The following is a 26,313-nucleotide window of genomic DNA, read 5'->3' as shown; positions in this document are numbered from 1 at the left end:
CAATTTAAAGTACGAGTAGCTCCCCCTCATACTCATCATCATCGTCTTGTTCCATCCACAGCAGGTGCTCAATGCGCTTGGCCATGCTCTGAATGTCTGAACTTTGGTACAACTCACGCAGTTGCAATGCTGCACCAAATTCGCTGCGCAATTTATTCAGCAACAACATCAGGGACAAGGAGTTGCCTCCCAGTGAGAAGAAGCTCTCAACCACGCTGATGTGCTCCTCCGAGGTTTGCAAAACCTCAGACCAAATCTGCACTAAACGCACTTCTGTCTCACTGACCGGCTGCACCGCCACTGAGGAGAGTTCAGTTAGCGATGGCTCCGGCAGCGCTTTCTTATCCAGCTTACCGTTTGCCGACAATGGCCAGTCAGTCATCACCAGATACTGACTGGGCAGCATATACTCAGGCAATTGACCCGCCAGGCTGCGCTTGATTGCTGCCAGCTTGCGTTCATTATCCTGAAGCTGCGACTCACTCGAGGCAAATTTGATCTCATGCATGAGATCAAATTTGACATAAGCCACCAACTGCAGCTGCCCGGCCAACTCTTTCGCCTGCACTACAGCAGAATCGACTTCAGGCAATTGCAACAACTGACTCTCAATATCACCCACTTCAATTCTGAAGCCTCGGATCTTGATTTGCTCGTCAACGCGTCCGCAATATTCGAGATAATCTTCGCCGATATACCGAGCCAAGTCACCTGTCTTATACATCAGGTTATATTGCGAATTTTCGTCTTCAAATGGATTGACAACAAAGCTCTTTTGAGTTAGTTCATCTCGATTTAGGTATCCTTTAGAAACACTTGGTCCGGCAATATACAGCTCGCCCATCGCACCTTTAGGAACAAGCCCTAACTCTTTGTTTAGTATATACACTTTGGTATTTGGAAGCGGTCTACCTATGGGCATAGTGGCACCGATTTGGTCACGCTGAGCCGTGACATTCAATGCAATTGCCCCGACGGTTGCTTCTGTCGGACCATAATGGTTGTAGATAACACTGTTTGGAAATTTCGCCTGCAGTTGATCATAAAGTTCCAGCGGGAAGGCTTCACCACCAATCACGAAAGTGTGAGTCAGCTGACACACCTCTTCGCCCATAAAGGCCACCAGGGCTTTACCATGATGCGGTGTCATGCGCAGCAGATAGGACTGTTCCTGTAATTCGTGTTTCATGCTTTCAAAGCGCGCTTCGCCGGCCAGGATATTGACCGATGTACCGCTGATCAACGGCAGGAATAAGCTAGGTACACTGATATCGAAGGCATAAGACGTAACCAGTAATGACGACTGCGGCTGCGTATAGTATCTGTGCTGTACCGACTGTAAATAGTCACACACATTAGAGTGACGCAGCTGAACGCCTTTTGGTTTGCCCGTGGTGCCCGACGTGTAGATAACATAGGCCAGATCACCGGCACTGACAGTCTGTTGTGGGTTATCCCGCTTACCCTGGCCGCTCAGCAAAGCTTCAAGTGCCGCGACCTCAAGGCGTGCACAGCTTTGCGGCAAGGTTGCGATACGCTCAGGGTCGGTAAACACCACGTCTAACTGCGCATCGTCTATGATCTGTTGATTACGATGCAGCGTGTTGTGATGATCGAAGGGCACATAGGCAGCTCCGGCTTTAAGTACTGCCAGCATAGTGACCAAAATATACTCCGAGCGCTCTACACAAATACCGACACGCTGTCCCGGTGCAATCCCGTACTCGTCAATCAGATGATGTGCGAATTGGTTACTCAGCGTATTCAGTGCCTCATAACTCAAGGTGCGCTGCGGTCCTGTCAGGGCCATCGCCTGCGGCTGCTGCTGTGCCTGTTGCTCAAACAAAGTATGGATGCACAGCTGTGTATCATAGTCTTGCTCTGTTTGATTCAGTGATACCAGCAACTCTTGGCGCTCTGCCTGTGACAGCATATTGAGGGTGCCCGGCCCCCTGGTCAGAACCTCTTGCGGCTCAGACGCCGTCAGTACACTCAACAGCTCACCCAAGTGACGGTTAAGGGTCTCGATACGCGCCGCACTGAACAGGGCTGTGTCATAAGTCCAGCAGATATCGACACCCGACTCGCTCAACGCCATATGCACATCGAGATCAAACTTGGCCACCACAGAGTCCTCTGCCAGTGGGCTCAACTGCGCGTCTCCCAGAGACAACACCGACTCATCCATCCCCGTATTCAGACCATAATCGGTCTGGGTGCGCAACATGACCTGGAACAGCGGCGTATGTGCCGTGCTGCGTGGTACATTGAGTTGCTCAACCAATTGCTCAAACGGCACATCCTGATTTGACTGGGCATCGAGGTGCACGCTCTTAACATGTGCCAGATACTCAGCCAGTGTCGCCTGATCAGTATTGACATTTAGCACTAAGGTATTAACAAAGAAACCAATTAGAGGCTCCAGCTCGGCCTGAGTACGGTTGGCAACCGGGGTACCTATCACAATATTCTGTGCATTACTGTGTCTGGATAATAACAATGACAGTGCCCCATGCAGCAGCATAAACGGCGTCAACCCTTCAGCCTTAGCCAGTGCAGCGAGCCCTTGTGCAATCTCTTTACTAAGCGAGCCTGTTACCTGCGCCCCCTGATGTTGCTTCACTTCCGGACGTGGGTGATCCAGAGGCAGACTGTGCACCGGTGGTACATCAGCCAGCTGTTGCTGCCAATATCCCAGTTGCTGCTCCAGCACTGCCTCACTTAAGTATGCCCGCTGCCATTGTGCATAATCGGCGTACTGAATGGTCAGCGGTGCCAGCGGATTACCATGACCCTGACTGTAGGCCTGATACAAGGCCACAAACTCTTTCACCAGCACCTGCATTGACCAGCCATCCGAGGCAATATGGTGCATGTTAAACAGCAGCACCCCACTGCTCTGTGAAGTATGCAGATACCCTGCACGCACCATCACATCTTTGGTCAAATCAAATGGTTGACTTAGTAGCTGTGCCATCGCCCCGGCAATCGCCTGTTGTTGCTGTGCCGGGTTGTACATACGGATATCTTCATAACTGAGACTAAATTGTGCCTCATCCAGGATCAGCTGCTCAGCACCGTGCTCACCATCACGATACACCGTTCTGAGCACTTCATGTCGGGCAATGATGGTTTGCAGCGCCGCTTCAACCACGGCCAACTCCAGCTCCCCTTCAACTTCAAAAGCTGCTGGCATATTATATTGTACCGAGTCACTGTGTAACTGATCGATAAACCATAGACGTTGCTGCGCAAACGACTGTGGCAATGCACTATACTGGCCCAGTTGCTCATCCTGTATGGTGATTCTGGGCAGGGCTTTAACGCCTTCGCGCACCGCTTGCCCGCGACGAGCCATAATTTCTTCAGCCTGCTCCGCAACGGTAGCGGCATTGAACAGGGTTTTCACTGGCAGCTCAACACCCAGCTGCTCACGCAGTCCCGCAGCCAGTCTGACAGATAACAGCGAGTGGCCTCCTAAGTGGAAGAAGTTCGCCGTGGTACTGATGGTTTCCGGTGCCATGTCGAGCAACTCAGCCCAGATCTGACAAATGGCGCGTTCAGTCTCACAGGCAGGTGCCACATATTCACCCTGCAATGCCATTGTATCTGCCTCAGGCAGGGCCTTTTTATTAATTTTGCCGTTGGCTGTCAAAGGCCACTCAGCGACCACCACACCCAACTTGGGCACCATATAGTCGGGCACCTGACTGGCCAATTCGGCCAATGCACCTTGAGTAAATTCATTGTCAGATAGCTCGCTAACGGCCTGAGCTGGCTGCAAATAAGCAACCAGATAGGTGCCGATGGCGCCTGTTTTAGCAACCACTAGGGCAGATTCAACACCCGTTTGCTGACTCAGCTGCTGGGCAACTTCACCCAGCTCAACACGGAAGCCGCGGATCTTGATCTGATCATCAGTACGGCCAATAAAGGCCAGGTTACCATCAGCCTGATAACGCACCAGGTCACCGGTTCGGTATAAACGCTCAGAGCTGCCGGGCACACTGGCATCATAAAAAGGATTGTCAATGAAACGCTCAGCCGTCAGCTGTGGCTGATTCAGATAACCACGTGCCAGGCCGTCACCACCGACATACAGTTCACCGGCACAGCCAAATGGCACCAGGCTTTGATGCTCATCCAAAATCAGGGTTTGCACATTATACAAAGGACGCCCGATATGAATGCTGTTATCCGTAATTTCACCCACCGTAGCGCACACAGAGGTCTCCGACGGACCATAGGCATTAAAGAAGCGATAATGGCGTCTCCAGCGCTCTACAACCTGCTCTTCACAAGCTTCACCCGCCACAATCAGGCACTGCAAGGCTAAGTCTGTTTGTAACGCCATGGTGCTCAACAAGGCCGGTGGCAAGGTTGCGTGCGTAATAGCTTGTTGTTTCAGCACCTCACCTAACTTACCCCCTTCGGTACGAGCCTGCTCATCACAGATCACTAGGGTAGCGCCGTTGAGTAGAGCCATGACCCAATCCCAGGTCGCGGCATCAAAGCTGATTGATGCAAATTGCAATACCCGACTGGCAGGCGTGATATCAAACAGCACCTGCTGGTTGGCAGCGAGGTTCACCGCACCTTTGTGGCTCAGCCCCACGCCTTTTGGACGCCCTGTTGAGCCTGAGGTATAAATCACATACGCCAGTGAATGATTCGATTTAAGTATTCCCAGCGGCTGTTCGTCTGACGCTGCAGCCTCTGACAGATTGCTGACATTGAGGTTAGCGATGTCTCTGTCCTGACACAGTGCGTCAGTCACTTCAACACCCCGACCATAACTTAAGATCTGAGCGACTTTGGCATCATCGACCATGTACTCCAGGCGCTCTATCGGATAATCCGGATCTAGCGGTAAGTAAGCCCCGCCCGCTTTAAGGATAGCCAGCATTGCAATGATCATGTCTGCCGAGCGCTCCATACACAGGCCGACTATCGTATCTGGCACGATTTGGTGCTGCGCAACCAGATAGCTGGCAAGCTGCTCTGCACGCTCGTTCAGTGCCTGATAGCTCAGCACCGACTCACCAAATTGCAGCGCCGGCGCGTCAGGCTGTGCCGCAACATGACGCTCAAAAATGCTGTTAATGCAGGCCTCATCATCATAACTACGCTGTGTCTGGTTACGGCCAAAGATCAGCTCCTGGCTCTGTTGCTCACTCAGCATCGGCAGACGTGCCACCGATTGCTGAGTGATATCAGCCTGTGCCAGATTAGTCAGTGTATTCGCCAAGTGACTCATTAAGCTGTCAATGTATTGCGCACTGAATAAGTGGTTATCGAAGTTGATTTTCAGTTTGCCGCCGTGCTCGTTGACTGACATAAAAATGTCCAGATCAAACTTCACTGTGACCTGTGGATCTTCTATCGGCTTAAGTTGCGCATCGCCCAGTCGCGTAGACTGAGCTTTGGGTGCATCCAGACCATAATCGTTGTCCGTCAGCAGCATAATCTGAAACAGCGGGCTTTGGCTGGTGTTGGTTTCTATGTCCAGGTGCTCAACCAGCTGCTCAAATGGAATATCCTGATTTTCCTGCGCAGCAATATGGGTCTGTTTAACGTGTTCAAAGAAAGCCGCGAGGGTTTTGTCACTGGTGTTCAGTCTCAATACCAGTGAGTTAACAAAAAACCCTATCAGCGACGTCAAATCAGCATGCTGACGGTTGGCCACCGGGGTACCAATCACAATATCATGGCTGTTGCTGTGACGTGAAAGCACAATCGCCAGCGCGCCATGTAACAACATAAACGGAGTGATCTCAAGGGTGCTGGCCAGCTCGGTCAGACGGCGACTGACTGACTGAGACAAGGTCATCTCCAGTGACTCTCCAGTGTGGTTTTTCATCTCCCCACGGCGTCCCTGTATCGGTAAACCATGTACAGTTGGCACACCATCTAATTGCTTTTTCCAGTAGTCCAGCTGACTTACCCCTGCATCTCCTGCCAACCAGTTGCGCTGCCAGTGGGCATAATCAGCATACTGAATGGGCAGGGGTGCCAGTTGGGCATGCTGACCAGACAGATGCGCGGTATACAGGGCCGTAAACTCTTTGACCAGTAATTGCATTGACCAGCCGTCTGATACGATATGCGGCATATTCAACGCCAGCACACCGCTTTGATCCGACAAGATCAGATAGCGCGCCGATAACATTTGTGCCTCTTGCAGCACAAAAGCGTGTTGACTAAAGGTAATGAGGTTTTGCTCTAAAGCTTCAGCCTGCGCCGACGCCTCCAGGGTACTGAGATCGAAACGCTCAACCTGACAATCGTAAGGAGCCTGTGCCTGTTGATAGATCTCTCCCTGCACCTCTGAATATGAACTGCGCAGTACTTCGTGGCGTGCAACTATGGTGTTCAGTGCTGCTTCAACAGCGTCCAGGTCCAGTTCACCACTCACTTCAAATGCGGCTGGCATATTGTATTGCGCCGAGCCACCCTGTAAGCGGTCGATGAACCACAGTCGTTGCTGCGCAAAGGATGCGGCCATGCGACCATCTTGCGGACGGGCCTGCACTTCTATGCGCTGTGCTGTGCTGCCTCCCTGTGCCTGTTTATGCTCGACCTGTTGTGCCTGGCTGGCGATGCTCGCATGTTCGAACAACTCGCTGATACTGAATTCAACCCCGAAGGCCTGTTTGATTGCCGCCACTAAACGCACCGACAACAAAGAATGTCCGCCCAGCTTAAAGAAGCTGCTGTCTACGCTTATCTGCTCCGGCGTTAACTTTAATAATGAAGACCACAGCTCAACCAGCTGCTGCTCTGTTGCTGTGCGTGGCGCAACGTGTTGGGCCGCGGCTTTTTCCTGCGGGTCTGGCAGTGCTTTTTTGTCCAGTTTACCGTTCGCCGTCAGCGGCCAGTTTTGCAGCCCGACAAAGTGGGCCGGTACCATATAAGCAGGTAACTGCTCACCCAGCAGACGCTCGCAGTCACTCAGCAGAGCACCCAGCTGCGCCGAGTCTTGTGCCTTGATATAGGCGACCAGCTCCGGGCCGGTAGCCAGGGCTTTACACAACACCTCTGCAGATTCAACGCCCGTAATTTGCTGCAGCTGGCTGCTGATATCACCCAGCTCCACCCGGAAACCCCGGATCTTAACCTGCTCGTCTATGCGCCCTAAAAACATCAGCTCGCCACTGTTTTGATAGCGCACCTGATCGCCGGTGCGATACAAACGCGCCGGGCTGGTCGCATCACTGGGGTCATAAAATGGGTTTTCAATAAAGCGCTCAGCGCTCAGCGTCGGGTTATTCACATAACCTGTGGCCAGACACGGCCCGCCGACAAACAGCTCCCCCCGGGCGCCCTGTGGCAGGGCATTAAGCTGCGCATCCAGTACATAGGCATAGGTGTTGTCCATGGCCCGACCAATGGGCAGCTCCGCCGGTAAGTCAGCCTGATTGGCACTGATGTCATACATCACACAGCCCACCGTGGCCTCAGACGGACCATAGTGGTTAAATACCTGACTGTCCGGGAACTGGGTTTGTAAGGCCAGTGCCACATCGCGCTCAAAGCGCTCACCGCCAATCACAAACACGTGCTGCACACCTGCAAGCGGCGCCTCCTGCAAGGCCAGTATCCCTTCCACATGATGCGGCGTCATCCGCACCAGTCGTGGCTCATCCGCTTTATTCAGGGCTTTACTCAGGGCCGGTAACAACTCCTGATTATCCAGCAGTTGCACACTGCCACCACTCAATAGCGGTAAGTACAAACTCGGAACACCAATATCAAAACCATGTGATGTCACCAGCAGTGAACCGTTAAGGTGGTCGGCATAGTAGCCTTTGAGGGCAAAGTTCAAATAATCCATCAGGGCCCGGTGGCTTATCTCCACGCCTTTGGGAGTACCCGTAGAGCCTGAGGTGTAAATCACATAAGCGGGACTGTCATGGGCAACCGTTTCCGTGCCAAAATCGCTGTCATAGCCACTGAGCCAGTTCGCATCAGTGACATCCTGCTCCAGTAACAACAGGTCAACCCCGGCATCCGGAACGCGGGCGGCCAGTGCGTCACTGACAATCACCCACTCCAGAGCGGCATCAGCGATAATCTGCTGGTTGCGGGCTTTGGTGTTGCTGGGTTCAAACGGAATATAAGCTGCCCCGGCTTTGAGTACGCCCAGTAAGCTCACCATCAGGCAGGCACTGCGTGGCATGCACACGCCCACCAGATCGCCGGGCTCAACGCCCTGCTCCTGCAAACAGTCAGCCAGTTTAGCCGCCTGCGCATTAAGCTGCGCATAGCTAAGCTGTTCGGTGTCACTGTGTACGGCAATCGCATCCGGTGTCAGTGCAGCCTGCTGCTCAAATCGCTCAATCAGGCCTGTGGCATCATCCAGACGACACTCACCCGCCTGGGTATATAAAGTCTGAGGCTGATTAAACATCACATCGGCAACACAGGCTGTCGTGATGGTTTGTTGCTGATATGCCTGGGTCAGATTACGGCAGATCTGCTGAAACAAACTGCTCAGCGTGGCAATGGTTTGGGTATCGAATAATTCGTTGTCATAGGACCAGTCAATGACCATGTTCTGCTCAGATATACGGGCATGAATATCCAGGTCGCCACGCACCACGACTGTCTCTTTACTCAGCTCAAAGCCTGCAAATCCGGCATTGCTCAGCAAAGCGGCATCCTGGCTTGAGAGTTCGCCCAGCTCAGAGCCCAGTGTAAACTGGATCTGGAACAACGGGCTGTAATTAGCAGCTCGGTTGATATCCAGCGCTTCAACCAGATTATCAAACGGCAGTAACTGATTGTTCTGCGCCTCTATATGCGTGCGCGCAACCTGCTTCAGATAATCAGACAGCGACTGTGCTCTGTCGGTATCCAAACGCAGTACCAGTCGATTCAGGAAGCACCCAATCATAGGATGTAATTGTTCGCTGTCACGGTTGGAGATCGTGGTGCCCATTACCACATCCTGATACTGGCCATACTGAGAGAGCGCCAGTGCCAGCGCACTGTGTAGCAGCATAAAGGGCGTTAACTTGTATTCCCTGGCAATGCAGTGCAACACGGGTACCTGCTCAGCAGGCAGCGCTTCACTGTATAACTTACCAAAGTTGGCTTTATCTGCCTGACGCGCATGATCCAGCGGCAGACTGTGTAATTGCGCCATACCCGCCAGTTTATTGCGCCAGTAATCGGTTTGTTGTACACATTGCTCACCGTTCAGCCAGTCCTGTTGCCAGCTGGCGTAATCCAGGTACTGCAGAGGCAACTCAGCCTGAGGCTGCATACCCCCTTGCAACTGCATATATGCGGTCATCAAATCTTGTTTCAGAATATCTAAAGACCAGGCGTCACAAGCAATATGGTGAATATTGATAATGAGCAAGGCATCTGCGTGCAGTGCGTCAGGGGTGCGGAAATGATCAACACGGATCATCAGGTCGCTGTCCAGTGCAAAGGGGGCCGCAATGCAGGCCTGGATGTCAGCTTTAAACGTCTGTTCATCGCAGCTGGCACTGTCGTGATAGCGAATGCTGATCGACTCGTCGCTCAGTTGCTGCTCAGTGGCACCATCGGCGGCCAACACATAACGACTGCGCAAGATTTCATGCTTTTTCAACACATGATTAAGCGCGCTCTCAAGATGTGCCATAGACACAGCATCGGTCAGGGTGAATGCCAGCGGCATATGGTAATCACTGGAACCACCGCGCAGCTGGTCAATAAACCAGAAACGTTTTTGTGCAGAAGACAAAGGGTAGCTTTTCCCGGCTTCACGCACCACAGGCTGAATCGGGTTCGCAACCGCTAGGGGCGCTTGCTGCTGTGACAAATACTCCATCAATGCCGGCTTATTGTCACGGATCAAGCTAGCCAGCTCAGCGGTCAATGCGCCCTTTTTGGCCTCCACCGCAAGACGGTCACCATTAACAGAAAGTAGGATTTGGTTGTGAGTTAATTGATCGATAATTGCTTGTGTGTTCATTAGAATTCTACCCTTTCAATTTGGTCTGCGCTGGCATCGTTAATTTGTTGTTTTAATGCTTGTTGATTGCGTTGGCGCTCGATTTGGGCAGCCAGTGTGGCTACCGTGTCGTTTTCAAAAATGGTTTGTACCGTCAGAGATACTTCAAATTGTGTCTGGATCTGAGAGACGGCTTTTAAGATCAGCAGCGAATGGCCGCCGAGATTAAAGAAGCTGGTTGTGACCCCGATGTCCTGCGTTTCGCGGGACAGTAACTGCGCCCAGATTGCAACCAGTTGATGCTCCAGCTCAGTCGTTGGCGCACAGTATTCGCTTTGTTGCATATTGAGTTTGGGCTCAGGCAAAGCAGCCACATCTAGCTTGCCGTTCACTGTCAGCGGCAGTTCATCGACAATGTTCAGGCTGCCTGGCTGCATATACTGTGGCAGTTGCTCTGCCAGCTGATTGCGTATCGCCTGCAAGGTGTCTTGTGGTTCGGCTTCTGAATCGCTCGCATGCAACTTAAGGTAAGCGGCCAGGTGCTGCTCTGTATCAACCTTAAAGACAGTTACAGCGGCATCCTGAACCTGAGGCTGCTGGGCTAAAATCCCGCTCAGCTCACCCAGTTCCACACGAAATCCTCGTAGCTTGACTTGGTCGTCGTTACGACCAATGAAGATCAGCTCCCCCTGGTCGGTGTAACGCACCAGGTCGCCGGTGCGATACAAGCGTGGTGCCTCTATCGCCAAACACTGATCAGCATAAGGGTTGCTGATAAACCGCTCGGCACTGAGCTGAGGTTGGTTCAGATAACCTCGCGCCACACCTGGTCCACCAATGTACAACTCGCCTTCACAGCCCTTAGGCACTAATCCGCCGTCGTCATTGAGTACTAGCAAAGTGTTATTGACATTAGCCTTGCCTATGGTGACAAGCTCAGCGCCCGACGCCGCATGCAAACGTGATGTGGTCGCCGTTATCGTTGCTTCTGTCGGTCCATAACTGTTGAACAAAGTCACTGTAGGTGCTGCGCTAAAGAAGCGCTCCATGTGGGTTTGCCCCATGGCTTCACCACCGATGATCACCGCACGCAGTGTTGCAATGGCAAATGCCCCCTCCATATCGGTCATTTGCTTCCAGAACGCGGTTGGCAGGCTCATTACTGTAACTTGAAGCGTGCTACAAAATGCGTTGAACGCCGCTGCGCTGCCAAGGCACTCTTCATTACGCAGTACCAGAGAAGCCCCCTGGCACAAGGCCCCAAACAACTCTTCAACAAAAATATCGAAGCTCATGGTTGAGAACTGCAACATCACATCTTCAGCGGTCAGCTCATATTGCGTGCGACAGTGGCATTGATAATTGACCAGCGAGCTATGCTCTACTGCAACCCCTTTGGGTTTTCCGGTAGAACCTGAGGTATATATGACATAGGCCAGGTTGTTACCGGACACTTCTACCTGAGCAGGGTTGTCCTGCGGATATCCATTGAGGCCAAGCGACGCAATATCTATGGCTGTGCCGCCAAGCTCAGTCATCAGTCCAGCAGCCACGCTCAGGCCAGTGTCGTAGCTAAGAATGTGTTGCAACTTCGCATCTGATGCCATATGACTCAGACGACTGTTCGGATAGCTTGGGTCGAGCGGTACGTAGGCACCCCCGGCTTTCAGTATCGCCAGAATGCTCACCACCATCTCAACAGAGCGGCTACTACACACACCCACTAAAGTTTCTGGTGTCAGCTGATGCTCGTTCAGCAGATAGTGCGCCAGTTGATTCGCGCGCTGGTTCAGCGCACCATAGCTAATGTGTTGCTCGTTAAAGACCAATGCAGTGGCGTCTGGCGTGGCCTGGGCTTGCTGTTCAAATAATGTATGTATGCACTGTGTCGCATCAAAACTTTCTACCTGCTGATTAAAGGTCACCAGCAACTCGTGTTGTTCTGCCCCTGACAGCATGGTGAGTGCGCCTGGTGCCTGTGCGAGTAATGTCTCAGTTGTCTGTTGGGCAAGCGTTGTCAGCAATGTGCAAAGATGACGACTCAGGGTTTCAATCCGCTCTTGGCTGAACAGCGCCTTGTCATAGGTCCAGCAGATATCCACTCCGGTATCACTCAGCGCCATATCTATATCGAGATCAAACTTGGCAATCACGGCGTCATCAGCCAGGGGACTCAACTGTGCGTCGCCTAACGACCAGTTGTTGTCTATCGACTGATCGGTGACCCCATAATCCGTGGTGGTTGTCAGCATCACCTGAAACAGTGGGGTATAAGCACTGCTACGTGGCACATTGAGCTGCTCTACCAGCTGCTCAAATGGCACATCCTGATTTGACTGGGCATCCAAATGAACTGCTTTAACGTGCGCCAGATAATCAGCCAAAGTGGCCTGTGCAGTGTTTACATTCAGCACCAGCGTGTTGACAAAAAAGCCAATCAGAGGAGCAAGCTCTGCTTGCATACGGTTTGCTACCGGCGTGCCAATCACAATGTCTTGGGCATTACTGTGTCTGGATAGCAGCAGTGATAGCGCACTATGGAGTAACATAAATGGTGTCAGCCCCTGCGCTTTTGCCAGCGCCGCCAGCCCCTGAGCGACCTCAGTATTGAGTGTACTTTTAACCTGGCCACCCTGATGCTGCTTGACGTCCGGACGAGGGAAGTCCAGAGGCAGACTGTGTACTGCCGGCAATTGTGCCAGTTGCTGTTGCCAGTAACCCAGCTGCTCGTCTAGCACGCCATCTTCTAAATAGGTTCGTTGCCACTGCGCGTAATCTGCGTACTGAATAGTCAGAGGTGCCAGCGGATTCTCCTGTCCCTGACTGTAGGCAAGGTAGAGTGCAACAAATTCTTTGATCAGTACCTGCATTGACCAGCCATCGGAGGCAATATGATGCATGTTGAACAACAGCACTCCGCTGCTTTGTGAGGTCTGAATATAGCCTGCACGCATCATCACCTCACAGCTGAGGTCAAACGGCTGACTCAGCTGTTGCGTCATCGCCCCGGCAATCGCCTGTTGCTGCGCCGTCTCACTCAGCATGCGGACATCCTCATAACTGAGCTCAAAAGATGCCTGCTGGCGGATCACCTGAGCATCATCGCGATACACGGTTCTGAGTACTTCATGACGGTCAACGATGGTCTGCAACACAGCCTCAACCACAGCCAGATTCAGTTCGCCCTGAACATGAAAGGCCGCCGGCATATTGTATTGCGCCGAGCCTTGGTTGAGCTGATCGATAAACCATAAGCGCTGCTGAGCAAAAGACAGTGGCTGGAGACTGTGCTGACCCAATTGCGGGTCTGTCAGCATAACTCTTGGCTGGGCAGTGATCTCTGCACGTATCGCCTGTCCCTGGTGGGCTTCAACGGCTTTGGCCTGCTCAGCAAGCGTGGTTACGTTAAACAGCGTTTTCACTGGCAGCTCAACCGCCAGCTCGGCGCGCAGTGCAGCGGCCAGCTTAACGACCAGCAGTGAATGTCCGCCCAGCTCGAAAAAGTCTGCCTGTGTGCTTATCTGGCTGGCCTCTACATTGAGTAGCTGCGCCCAAATCTCACATACCGCCTGCTCTGTGTCTGTTTGCGGCGCTACGTAACGGCCCTGCAGTGCGGTGGCATCCACCTCCGGCAGCGCCTTTTTGTTGATCTTGCCACTGGCTGTCAGCGGCCACTCAGGGACCACCTTGCCCAGCCTCGGCACCATGTATTCCGGTAAACACGCTGCCAGGCTCGTCAGTGCAGCCGTGATGAAGTCGGCGTGCTCAGCCTCATCCAGTGTCTGAGCAGGATGAACATAAGCCACCAGATACAGGCCGTTGGCTCCGCTTTTCGCCAGCACCACCGCGCTGTCGATGGCCGCCTGACGACTCAGCTGTTCGCTTATCTCGCCCAGCTCCACCCGGAAACCCCGGATCTTCACTTGATCGTCTGCGCGTCCCACGAAGGCTAAGTTGCCATCCGCCTGATAGCGCACTAAGTCGCCGGTGCGGTACAGGCGCTTTGAGCTGCCTGCCACATTGGCATCATAAAATGGATTGTCGATGAAGCGTTCGGCACTCAGCTGTGGCTGATTCAGATAACCCCGCGCCAGCCCGTCACCGCCCAGGTATAGCTCCCCGGTGGTGCCATACGGCAGCAGCGCCAGCTTATCATTGAGGATGAACGCCTGACTGTTGTTAATCACCCGTCCGATACTCGGCGCCTCGTCCAGGGGCTGAGTAAAGCGCGCACAGGTTGAATAAGTGGTGTCTTCTGACGGACCGTAGAGGTTATACACCCGCTCACAGTGCTCACCGGCGAGTAACTGATTCACCACGTCGCGGCCCAGCGGCTCGCCTGCCAGGTTCACCACCCGTACACCCGCCGGAATGCCTCCCTGCTCCAGCAGCGCTTTAATCGCCGAGGGCACCGTATTGATTAACGTGACCTCCACCGGCGTCGTCAGCAAACTCAGGGCACTGTCAACCAGCACACAGCTGCCACCACGGGTCAGAGGTAAAAACAGTTCAAAGGCCGACAGGTCAAAGTTGATTGAAGTGCTGCATAACATCCGCGCATAATCTTCACGGTTGTATTCGGTGTCGGCCCAGCTCAGCAGTGCGTTGACATTGCGGTGGCTGATGGCCACGCCCTTAGGCTGACCGGTCGACCCTGAGGTGTAAATGGCATAGGCCAGCTTATCCCCACCAAGGGCCGTCAACGCCGGGTTGTGTTGCGCATAAGCGCTCAGTGTCAGCGTCGCAATATCCACGGCACTGCCGCCCTGCTCTGCCATCAGCGCCTGTGCAACCGGCAGACCTGCGTCATACGCCAGAATGTGTGTCAGCCCCGCATCTTTGGCTATATAGCCTAACCGGCTGGCCGGATAACTCGGGTCCAGCGGCACATACGCCCCACCGGCTTTTAGTATCGCCAGGATACTCACCACCATCTCAACCGAGCGGCTGCTGCACACGCCCAGCGGCGTTTCCGGTGTCACCTGATGTTCGCTCAGCAGATAATGCGCCAGCTGATTGGCACGCTGGTTCAGCACCTCATAGCTGATGTGCTGCCCGTTAAAAATCAGTGCCGTTGCCTGTGGCGTACGCTGCACCTGTTGTTCAAATAAGCCATGAATGCTCTGCGTGGTGTCATAGCTCAGTGTGTTGTCGTTCAGTGTTGACAGCAGCGTGTGTTGCTCGGCTGCCGACAACATCGCAAGGGTATCCGGAGCGTGCGCCAGCAAGGTGGCTGGTGCCTGCTGTGCCAGGGTTGTCAGTAAGGTACCCAGATGACGGCTCAGCGTCTCAATCCGGGCTGCGCTGAACAACGCCTTGTCGTAGGTCCAGCACATCTCTACCCCGGCGTCGCTCAGTGTCAGGTCGATGTCCAGGTCAAACTTGGCAATCACCGCATCCTCTGCCAGCGGGCTCAGCTGCGCCTCGCCTAAAGACCAGCCCTGACTGGTAGCCTGTTCCGTTACCGCATAGTCGGTACGGGTTGTCAGCATCACCTGAAACAGTGGCGTATAGGCACTGCTGCGGGGCACATTCAGCTGTTCAACCAGCTGCTCGAACGGCACATCCTGATGTGACTGAGCACCTAAATGGACGGCTTTTACATGAGCCAGGTAGTCTGCCAGGCTCGGCTGGTCGGTGTTGACGTTCAGCACCAGGGTGTTAACAAAAAAACCAATCAGCGGTGCCAGCTCGGCCTGCATGCGGTTGGCCACCGGTGTCCCGATGACGATGTCCCGGGCATTACTGTGTCTCGACAGCAACAGCGACAAGGCCCCGTGCAGTAACATGAAAGGCGTCAGCCCCTGTGCACTGGCCAGTTTACTCAGCCCCTGCGCCACTTGTGCACTGAGGGTACTTTTCACCTGCCCCCCCTGGTGCTGCTTGAGTGCCGGACGCGGGTAGTCTAACGGCAGACTGTGCACAGAAGGCAAGTCAGCCAGTTGCTGCTGCCAGTAACCCAGCTGCGTATCCAGCACCTCGTGATTTAAGTGGGTGTGCTGCCACTGTGCGTAGTCTGCATACTGAATGCTCAGCGGGGCCAGCGGGTTGTCCTCGCCCTGGCTGTATGCCTGATAGAGTGTTGTAAATTCGTTGATCAGCACCTGCATCGACCAGCCGTCGGAGGCAATGTGGTGCATATTGAACAGCAGCACGCCGCTGCGCTCAGTGGTCTGAATATAGCCTGCACGCACCATCACCTCGCGGGTCAGGTCAAACGGCTGGCTCAGCTGTTGCGCCATCGCCCCGGCAATCGCCTGTTGCTGCGCCGTCTCGCTCAGAGCCCGCACATCCTCATAGCTCAGGGTGAAGCCGGCGTCCTGGCGGATCACCTGCACGTCATCGCGATATACGGTTCTGAGCACCTCATGACGGGCAATGATGGTTTGCAGGACGGCCTCAACCACCGTCAGGTCCAGCTCGCCGTCAACCGCAAAGGCCGCCGGCATATTGTATTGTGGTGTACCCTGCTCCAGCTGGTCGATAAACCATAACCGCTGCTGAGCATAAGACAACGGGGCAACACGATGCTGACCCAGCTGAGGGTCATCCTGCATCACTCTGGGCAGGGCTTTAATGTCCTCGCGCAATGCCTTCCCCTGTGCTGCGGCAACGGCTTTGGCCTGCTCAGCCACGGTGGTGGCATTGAATAACGTACTCAGTGGCAGCTCCACTGCCAGCTGTGCGCGCAGTGCGGCGGCCAGCTTAACCGATAACAGGGAATGTCCGCCCAATGCAAAAAAGCTCGCTGTGGTGCTGATCTGCGCGGCATCAAGGTGCAGTAATTCAGCCCAGATCTCACACACCGCCTGCTCGAGGTCAGTTTGCGGGGCAACGTAGTGGTCCTGCTGCGCCCCCGGGTCCACCTCTGGCAGCGCCTTTTTATTAATTTTACCGTTGGCGGTCAGTGGCCAGTGTGGGATCACCCGGCCCAGTTTCGGCACCATGTAATCGGGTAAACACCCTGCCAGCTCGCTCAGTGCCGCACTGATAAAGTCAGAATGCGCCGCCTCATCCAGCGCCTCTGCTGGCTGAATATAGGCCACCAGGTAGGTGCCGTTGGCACCGCTTTTCGCCAGTACCACGGCACTGTCGATGGCCGCCTGACGGCTCAGCTGCTCGCTTATCTCACCCAGCTCCACCCGGAAGCCGCGAATTTTAACCTGATCGTCTGCCCGGCCCACAAACGCCAGCGTACCATCGCTCTGATAGCGCACTAAGTCGCCGGTGCGGTACAAGCGTGTTGAACTGCCTGCCACCTCAGGGTCATAAAAAGGGTTATCAATAAAGCGCTCAGCACTCAGCTCAGGCTGGTTCAGGTAGCCTCGTGCCAGGCCGTCACCGCCCAGGTACAACTCACCGGTTGCGCCATGCGGCAGCAGCGCCAGCTGGTCATTCAGAATAAACGCCTGGGTGTTGCTGATCACCTGGCCGATCCCCGGCGCATGGTCGATTTCCTGAGTGAAGCAGGCACAGGTTGAATAGGTGGTGTCTTCCGACGGGCCATAAAGGTTATAGACCCGCTCGCAGTGTCCGTCGCGCAGTAACTGATTGACCACGTCGCGACCCAGCGGCTCACCGGCCAGGTTCACGACCCGCACGCCAGCCGGAATCCCCCCCTGCTCCAGCAGGGCTTTAATGGCCGACGGCACCGTATTGATCAGGGAGACCTCAACCGGCTGCGTCAGCAGGCTCAGGGCATTGTCGACCAGTACACAGGTGCCGCCGCGAGTGAGGGTGAAAAACAATTCAAACGCCGACAGGTCAAAGTTGATGGAGGTGCTGCACAGCACCCGGGCATAATCCTCGCGGCTGTAGACTGTGTCAGCCCAGCTCAGCAGTGCATTGATGTTACGGTGGCTGATCGCCACGCCCTTAGGTTTACCGGTCGACCCTGAGGTATAAATGGCGTAGGCCAGATTACCGCCCTGATGTGCCACCGGTTGGTAAGGAGTGGAGACAGCGGCATCATTCAGCGTCGCCAGACTCAGCGTGTCGGTGGCCAGGCCTTGCAGGATGGCCGGGTTATCGGTGAGGGTCACGACCGGTTTAGCGTCATCAATGATCTGTGCCAGTCGGGCACGGGGATAGCCCGGGTCGAGCGGCAAATAGGCGGCACCGGTTTTCAGGATGGCCAGTATGGCCATCACCATCTCGGCATGTCGCTCAGTGCTCACGCCCACCATGCTGTCGGCGCTGAGTGTATAGTGCTGCTGCAAGTACGCGGCGATGCGATTGGCACCGGCGTCCAGCTGGGCGTAGCTCAGCGTGCGACCACCTGGCATATCAATGGCGATGGCATCCGGTGTTAGCTGGGCCTGACGGCTGATTTGTTCGTGCAGACTGAGTTCAGCGTTGTAAGCCAGTGTCTCGCTTTGTACATCATACACCAGGTGTTGGCGCTCCTGCTCACTCAACATATCGATCTGCTGCGGCGACTGTTGACTGAGCGAAGCCAGGTTTTGTGGCACAAAAGCGGCAATAAGCTGACTCAGATGCGTACTGAGCTTAGTAATATAGTCGGCAGTAAACAGGTGACTGTCATACACCCAGTTCAGCGCCAGTCCCTGCTCGTTAAAAACCAGGTTGATGTCGAGGTCGAATTTGCTACTGGTCACAGGTAAGGCTTGCTGCGTTAACTGCACATCAGCAACATTAAACTGCGTACTCACTGGCTGAGCAGGCGTGCCCTCTACCGTCAGCAGGATCTGAAATAATGGTGCATGAACCTGACTACGTGAGATCTGAAGCCCTTCAATCAGCTGTTCCAGTGGTAACTCCTGATTCGCCAGCGCCTGCTGATTGATACCTTTAACGTGCTCAAAATACTCCGTCAGAGTGTCAAATTCCGTCGACACTCGCAGTGGCACGGTATTGACAAAAAAGCCCTGCAACGACTGCAGTCCGCTTTGCAGCCGGTTCTCAACTGGGGTGCCGATGACGATATCCTGGCTATGACTGTGTCTGGCGACCACCAAGGACAATAAAGCATGTAAAAATGCAAATGGACTTAGCTGCAATGCTTCAGCACTGTCAGCAATGGCTTTGGCCTGGTTTTCAGGTAATTGCTGCGTGAGTTTTTGTGCTGGATGTTGATGAGTGTCTCGCTGTCCCGTCACAGGCAAAGTGTGTACTTCTGGCGCATCAGCAAGCTGCTTCACCCAATAGTCCAGCTGAGTTTGATAATGTGTCCGGGCTTCATTTTGTTGCCAGTGCGCGTAATCAATGTAATGTAATGGCAGTGGCGCCAGTTCAGGCTCCTGGCCTGCAACCAGTGCGCTGTAGGTGTGAGAAAACTCCTTCACCAGCAGTGCCACAGAATAACCATCCGACACAATATGATGCAGGTTGAACATCAACACGCCCTGCTGCGGGGAAAGGGTGACGTAATGAACCCGGATCAAGCTGTCTGTACTTAAGTCAAAAGCGTAAGCGGCCTCTTGTGCCAGCAAAGCGTCCAGCTGTGTTTGCTGCGCCGACGCTGTCAGGTCACTCAGGTCGTGCGAGGACACAAGCTGTGCCGGTGCGCTCACCAGCTGCTGTTTGCCTTCCCCTCCCACTTCAATAAACCGGGTGCGCAGTACTTCATGACGCGCCACTATGGACTGCATGGTTTGCTCTAGTACCGCCAGGTCAAACTCACCCGATACAGTGAATGCCGCTGACATATTATATTCAATGGTATTGCCCTGAAGCTGATCAAGAAACCACAAGCGTTGCTGCGCTGATGACAATGGAAAGTGCGCCTGCGTCCGCTCAACTGGCGTGATCACAGGGGCCTGAGAAGCGCTGGCATATAACCCCAACAGATACTGTTTTAGTTCGTCTTTTCTTGCTATTAGCTGTTGTTTCAGCGCTGCATCCAGGGCTTTTGGAAGGTGTAGCTTCACTTCGCCTTGGTGGTGCTGTGCACTGGCGCCTTGCTCCAGCAAAGCGCGGTATAATTCTTGGATCATCATAGGGTAAATTCCTCGAAGTCGGATGCAGCGGGACTGTGCGTCGTGTCACTGGCATGCAAAGTGAAGATGTCGTCGATATGGCGACTGATGTTGGCGACGGTCATTTGCTGATATAAATCCTGAATAGCCAGGTTGATCGCAAAAGTGTCGTTAAGTCGGGTTACCAGGCGCATCACAAGCAGTGAATGTCCGCCCAGCTCGAAAAAGTCTGTCTGTGTACTTATCTGGCTGGCCTCTACATTGAGCAGCTGCGCCCAAATCTCACATACCGCCTGCTCTGTGTCTGTTTGCGGCGCTACGTAACGGCCCTGCAGTGCGGTGGCATCCACCTCCGGCAGCGCCTTTTTGTTGATCTTGCCACTGGCTGTCAGCGGCCACTCAGGGACCACCTTGCCCAGCCTCGGCACCATGTATTCCGGTAAACACGCTGCCAGGCTCGTCAGTGCAGCCGTGATGAAGTCGGCGTGCTCAGCCTCATCCAGTGTCTGAGCAGGATGAACATAAGCCACCAGATACAGGCCGTTGGCTCCGCTTTTCGCCAGCACCACCGCGCTGTCGATGGCCGCCTGACGACTCAGCTGTTCGCTTATCTCGCCCAGCTCCACCCGGAAACCCCGGATCTTCACTTGATCGTCTGCGCGTCCCACGAAGGCTAAGTTGCCATCCGCCTGATAGCGCACTAAGTCGCCGGTGCGGTACAGGCGCTTTGAGCTGCCTGCCACATTGGCATCATAAAATGGATTGTCGATGAAGCGTTCGGCACTCAGCTGTGGCTGATTCAGATAACCCCGCGCCAGCCCGTCACCGCCCAGGTATAGCTCCCCGGTGGTGCCATACGGCAGCAGCGCCAGCTTATCATTGAGGATGAACGCCTGACTGTTGTTAATCACCCGTCCGATACTCGGCGCCTCGTCCAGGGGCTGAGTAAAGCGCGCACAGGTTGAATAAGTGGTGTCTTCTGACGGACCGTAGAGGTTATACACCCGCTCACAGTGCTCACCGGCGAGTAACTGATTCACCACGTCGCGGCCCAGCGGCTCGCCTGCCAGGTTCACCACCCGTACACCCGCCGGAATGCCTCCCTGCTCCAGCAGCGCTTTAATCGCCGAGGGCACCGTATTGATTAACGTGACCTCCACCGGCGTCGTCAGCAAACTCAGGGCACTGTCAACCAGCACACAGCTGCCACCACGGGTCAGAGGTAAAAACAGTTCAAAGGCCGACAGGTCAAAGTTGATTGAAGTGCTGCATAACATCCGCGCATAATCTTCACGGTTGTATTCGGTGTCGGCCCAGCTCAGCAGTGCGTTGACATTGCGGTGGCTGATGGCCACGCCCTTAGGCTGACCGGTCGACCCTGAGGTGTAAATGGCATAGGCCAGCTTATCCCCACCAAGGGCCGTCAACGCCGGGTTGTGTTGCGCATAAGCGCTCAGTGTCAGCGTCGCAATATCCACGGCACTGCCGCCCTGCTCTGCCATCAGCGCCTGTGCAACCGGCAGACCTGCGTCATACGCCAGAATGTGTGTCAGCCCCGCATCTTTGGCTATATAGCCTAACCGGCTGGCCGGATAACTCGGGTCCAGCGGCACATACGCCCCACCGGCTTTTAGTATCGCCAGGATACTCACCACCATCTCAACCGAGCGGCTGCTGCACACGCCCAGCGGCGTTTCCGGTGTCACCTGATGTTCGCTCAGCAGATAATGCGCCAGCTGATTGGCACGCTGGTTCAGCACCTCATAGCTGATGTGCTGCCCGTTAAAAATCAGTGCCGTTGCCTGTGGCGTACGCTGCACCTGTTGTTCAAATAAGCCATGAATGCTCTGCGTGGTGTCATAGCTCAGTGTGTTGTCGTTCAGTGTTGACAGCAGCGTGTGTTGCTCGGCTGCCGACAACATCGCAAGGGTATCCGGAGCGTGCGCCAGCAAGGTGGCTGGTGCCTGCTGTGCCAGGGTTGTCAGTAAGGTACCCAGATGACGGCTCAGCGTCTCAATCCGGGCTGCGCTGAACAACGCCTTGTCGTAGGTCCAGCACATCTCTACCCCGGCGTCGCTCAGTGTCAGGTCGATGTCCAGGTCAAACTTGGCAATCACCGCATCCTCTGCCAGCGGGCTCAGCTGCGCCTCGCCTAAAGACCAGCCCTGACTGGTAGCCTGCTCCGTTACCGCATAGTCGGTGCGGGTTGTCAGCATCACCTGAAACAGTGGCGTGTAGGCACTGCTGCGGGGCACATTCAGCTGTTCAACCAGCTGCTCGAACGGCACATCCTGATGTGACTGAGCACCTAAATGGACGGCTTTCACATGGGCCAGGTAGTCTGCCAGGCTCGGCTGGTCGGTGTTGACGTTCAGCACCAGGGTGTTAACAAAAAAGCCTATCAGCGGTGCCAACTCGGCCTGCATGCGGTTGGCCACCGGTGTCCCGATGACGATGTCCCGGGCATTACTGTGTCTCGACAGCAACAGCGACAAGGCCCCGTGCAGTAACATGAAAGGCGTCAGCCCCTGTGCACTGGCCAGTTTACTCAGCCCCTGCGCCACTTGTGCACTGAGGGTACTTTTCACCTGCCCCCCCTGGTGCTGCTTGAGTGCCGGACGCGGGTAGTCTAACGGCAGACTGTGCACAGAAGGCAAGTCAGCCAGTTGCTGCTGCCAGTAACCCAGCTGCGTATCCAGCACCTCGTGATTTAAGTGGGTGTGCTGCCACTGTGCGTAGTCTGCATACTGAATGCTCAGCGGGGCCAGCGGGTTGTCCTCGCCCTGGCTGTATGCCTGATAGAGTGTTGTAAATTCGTTGATCAGCACCTGCATCGACCAGCCGTCGGAGGCAATGTGGTGCATATTGAACAGCAGCACGCCGCTGCGCTCAGTGGTCTGAATATAGCCTGCACGCACCATCACCTCGCGGGTCAGGTCAAACGGCTGGCTCAGCTGTTGCGCCATCGCCCCGGCAATCGCCTGTTGCTGCGCCGTCTCGCTCAGAGCCCGCACATCCTCATAGCTCAGGGTGAAGCCGGCGTCCTGGCGGATCACCTGCACGTCATCGCGATATACGGTTCTGAGCACCTCATGACGGGCAATGATGGTTTGCAGGACGGCCTCAACCACCGTCAGGTCCAGCTCGCCGTCAACCGCAAAGGCCGCCGGCATATTGTATTGTGGTGTACCCTGCTCCAGCTGGTCGATAAACCATAACCGCTGCTGAGCATAAGACAACGGGGCAACACGATGCTGACCCAGCCGAGGGTCATCCTGCATCACTCTGGGCAGGGCTTTAATGTCCTCGCGCAATGCCTGCCCCTGTGCTGCGGCAACGGCTTTGGCCTGCTCAGCCACGGTGGTGGCATTGAATAACGTACTCAGTGGCAGCTCCACTGCCAGCTGTGCGCGCAATGTGGCGGCCAGCTTAACCGATAACAGGGAATGTCCGCCCAATGCAAAGAAGCTCGCTGTGGTGCTGATCTGCGTGGCATCAAGGTGCAGTAATTCAGCCCAGATCTCACACACCGCCTGCTCGAGGTCAGTTTGCGGGGCAACGTAGTGGTCCTGCTGCGCCCCCGGGTCCACCTCTGGCAGCGCCTTTTTATTAATTTTACCGTTGGCGGTCAGTGGCCAGTGTGGGATCACCCGGCCCAGTTTCGGCACCATGTAATCGGGTAAACACCCTGCCAGCTCGCTCAGTGCCGCACTGATAAAGTCAGAATGCGCCGCCTCATCCAGCGCCTCTGCTGGCTGAATATAGGCCACCAGGTAGGTGCCGTTGGCACCGCTTTTCGCCAGTACCACGGCACTGTCGATGGCCGCCTGACGGCTCAGCTGCTCGCTTATCTCACCCAGCTCCACCCGGAAGCCGCGAATTTTAACCTGATCGTCTGCCCGGCCCACAAACGCCAGCGTACCATCGCTCTGATAGCGCACTAAGTCGCCGGTGCGGTACAAGCGTGTTGAACTGCCTGCCACCTCAGGGTCATAAAAAGGGTTATCAATAAAGCGCTCGGCACTCAGCTCAGACTGGTTCAGGTAGCCCCGTGCCAGGCCGTCACCGCCCAGGTACAACTCACCGGTTGCGCCATACGGCAGCAGCGCCAGCTGGTCATTCAGAATAAACGCCTGGGTGTTGCTGATCACCTGGCCGATCCCCGGCGCATGGTCGATTTCCTCGGTGAAGCAGGCACTGGTTGAATAGGTGGTGTCTTCCGAGGGGCCATAAAGGTTATAGACCCGCTCGCAGTGTCCGTCGCGCAGTAACTGATTGACCACGTCGCGACCCAGCGGCTCACCGGCCAGGTTCACGACCCGCACGCCAGCCGGAATCCCCCCCTGCTCCAGCAGGGCTTTAATGGCCGACGGCACCGTATTGATCAGGGAGACCTCAACCGGCTGCGTCAGCAGGCTCAGGGCATTGTCGACCAGTACACAGGTGCCGCCGCGAGTGAGGGTGAAAAACAATTCAAACGCCGACAGGTCAAAGTTGATGGAGGTGCTGCACAGCACCCGGGCATAATCCTCGCGGCTGTAGACTGTGTCAGCCCAGCTCAGCAGTGCATTGATGTTACGGTGGCTGATCGCCACGCCCTTAGGTTTACCGGTCGACCCTGAGGTATAAATGGCGTAGGCCAGATTACCGCCCTGATGTGCCACCGGTTGGTAAGGAGTGGAGACAGCGGCATCATTCAGCGTCGCCAGACTCAGCGTGTCGGTGGCCAGGCCTTGCAGGATGGCCGGGTTATCGGTGAGGGTCACGACTGGTTTAGCGTCATCAATGATCTGTGCCAGTCGGGCACTGGGATAGCCCGGATCGAGCGGCAAATAGGCGGCACCGGTTTTCAGGATGGCCAGTATGGCCATCACCATCTCGGCATGTCGCACAGTACTGACGCCCACCATGCTGTCGGCGCTGAGTGAATAGTGCTGCTGCAAGTACGCGGCAATGCGATTGGCACCGGCGTCCAGCTGGGCATAGCTCAGTGTGCGACCGCCAGGCATATCAATGGCGATGGCATCCGGTGTTAGCTGGGCCTGACGGCTGATTTGTTCGTGCAGGCTGAGTTCTGTGTCATAACTAAGTGGGCTGGCCGAACGTCCCAGCAACCATTGCTGCTCCGCCGGGCTCGAAAATGGCAAGTCGGTCAGTGCACAATCGAGGCCATGCTCACCCAGATAGGCCAGTGCGCGTTGATATCTTTGCTCTATGGCATCAATATCAGCCTGCTCAAAGTAACGATGGTTAAAATCAATTTGTAGTTCCAGGTCCGTGTCATTGTTATCCCATACCGTTAGAGTGAAGGGGATCTTTTCAGCATTGGCATTGAGGTAATGAAAACGTGCAGCCTGATTTGAAAAGTGAATATCGGCAAAATTCAGCGTCAGATAGTTAAAACTAAAATCAAAGAAGCTACCCTGCTCACCACTGTGTTGCTGGTCTTTGAGGAGCTGGCCCAGTGGGTACTTCTGATGCCTGTAGGTTGCTTTTTGCGTCTGCGCAACCTGTTTTACCAGCTCGCTCATGACGTCCACCCCCTGTGTGGAAATCAGCAATGGACTAATGCTGGTAAAGACTGACAGCTTTTGTTTTTGCAGCGCCGTTTTACGGTTGTGGCTCGGATTGCCAAACAACAGGGTTGCCTGATTGGTATGCAAAGAAAAGTAGTAAGCCAGTGTTGCCAGCAACACCTGAGCGGCCCCTAACTTATGACGACCTGCATGCGCATGCAAACTATCAAAAACCGTTCTGGAAAGCGGATAAATGGCCCGGGTGCTGTGTTGCTGATCCGTATCACTAAAGTAGCGTTCAGGCAGGCGTTCCCCCAAATAATCGTCGAGATACTCCTGCCAAAATGCCGCGTCTTTTTGATATTTAGCACTCTCACGATAAGTATTATCTAACTGTGCTATCCCATCGAGCGACAATCTGGCATCGTCCTGTGTCTGCTCACCGTTATACAAATGAGCCAACTGCTGAACCCAGATCGCAAAACCGAAACCATCCATTGCAAGATGATGACTTAAGCCAACATACCAGTGCTGTTGCTGAGATATTTTAAGCAGGAAGCCTTTGGCCAGTTGCGTATCAAACACTGCCTGAGTGCGAGCGAACTGCGTTTCGAGCCAGGCCTTAGCACTGCGCTCAGCCTCTGCTTCGGCGCTAAAATCAATCACTGGCAGGCTGTCATCCAGATCCTGGCTCAGATAAGCGGTGAATTCTTCGCCTTGCTGACTAATACGCATCTGAAATGCTTCATGACTGTGAATCAGTGCTTTATGTGCCTGTGCCAGTTGGGTGCAGTCAATGTTGTCGCAGACGATATAGCCACCAATGTTGTAAATAGGGCTATCCGGGAAATAGAGCTGATCTAATAGTATGTCGCGCTGCGAAGCGGTTAATTGCCATTGAGAGTGTGTCATC

3 protein-coding genes are annotated in these 26,313 nt (G+C 54.7%); all 3 read right to left on the bottom strand.

Going from position 1 to position 26,313, the window contains the following annotated elements; all coding sequences use genetic code 11:
* Positions 1-4 precede the first annotated feature (4 nt).
* Genes CWC22_RS04705 through CWC22_RS04695 form a run of 3 tightly spaced genes read right to left on the bottom strand, consistent with a single transcriptional unit; the run spans position 5 to position 26,312 of the window.
* Positions 5-9,967 (bottom strand): non-ribosomal peptide synthetase, encoded by a 9,963-nt coding sequence (locus CWC22_RS04705; RefSeq protein ID WP_195879853.1) that lies wholly within the window; start codon positions 9,965-9,967, stop codon positions 5-7.
* Positions 9,967-19,905, bottom strand: a complete 9,939-nt coding sequence (locus CWC22_RS04700) for a non-ribosomal peptide synthetase (protein ID WP_195879852.1) — start codon at positions 19,903-19,905, stop codon at positions 9,967-9,969. Before CWC22_RS04700 ends, CWC22_RS04705 begins: the two co-directional genes overlap by 1 nt.
* Positions 19,902-26,312: a non-ribosomal peptide synthetase gene (locus CWC22_RS04695; protein ID WP_195879851.1), complete on the bottom strand. Its 6,411-nt coding sequence runs from the start codon at positions 26,310-26,312 to the stop codon at positions 19,902-19,904. The genes CWC22_RS04700 and CWC22_RS04695 overlap by 4 nt, the downstream gene beginning before the upstream one ends.
* Between the last annotated feature and the right edge of the window lies 1 nt (position 26,313).

Origin of the sequence: Pseudoalteromonas rubra, from assembly GCF_005886805.2 — a bacterium.
Taxonomy (GTDB): Bacteria; Pseudomonadota; Gammaproteobacteria; order Enterobacterales; family Alteromonadaceae; genus Pseudoalteromonas; species Pseudoalteromonas rubra_D.
This window is presented reverse-complemented; position numbering and strand designations above follow the sequence as displayed.

Bases quoted from the DNA above. Each gene is read 5' to 3' on its own strand.
- CWC22_RS04705 (WP_195879853.1), bottom strand. From the start codon at position 9,967: ATGAACACACAAGCAATTATCGATCAATTAACTCACAACCAAATCCTA.
- CWC22_RS04700 (WP_195879852.1), bottom strand. From the start codon at position 19,905: ATGATGATCCAAGAATTATACCGCGCTTTGCTGGAGCAAGGCGCCAGT.
- CWC22_RS04695 (WP_195879851.1), bottom strand. From the start codon at position 26,312: ATGACACACTCTCAATGGCAATTAACCGCTTCGCAGCGCGACATACTA.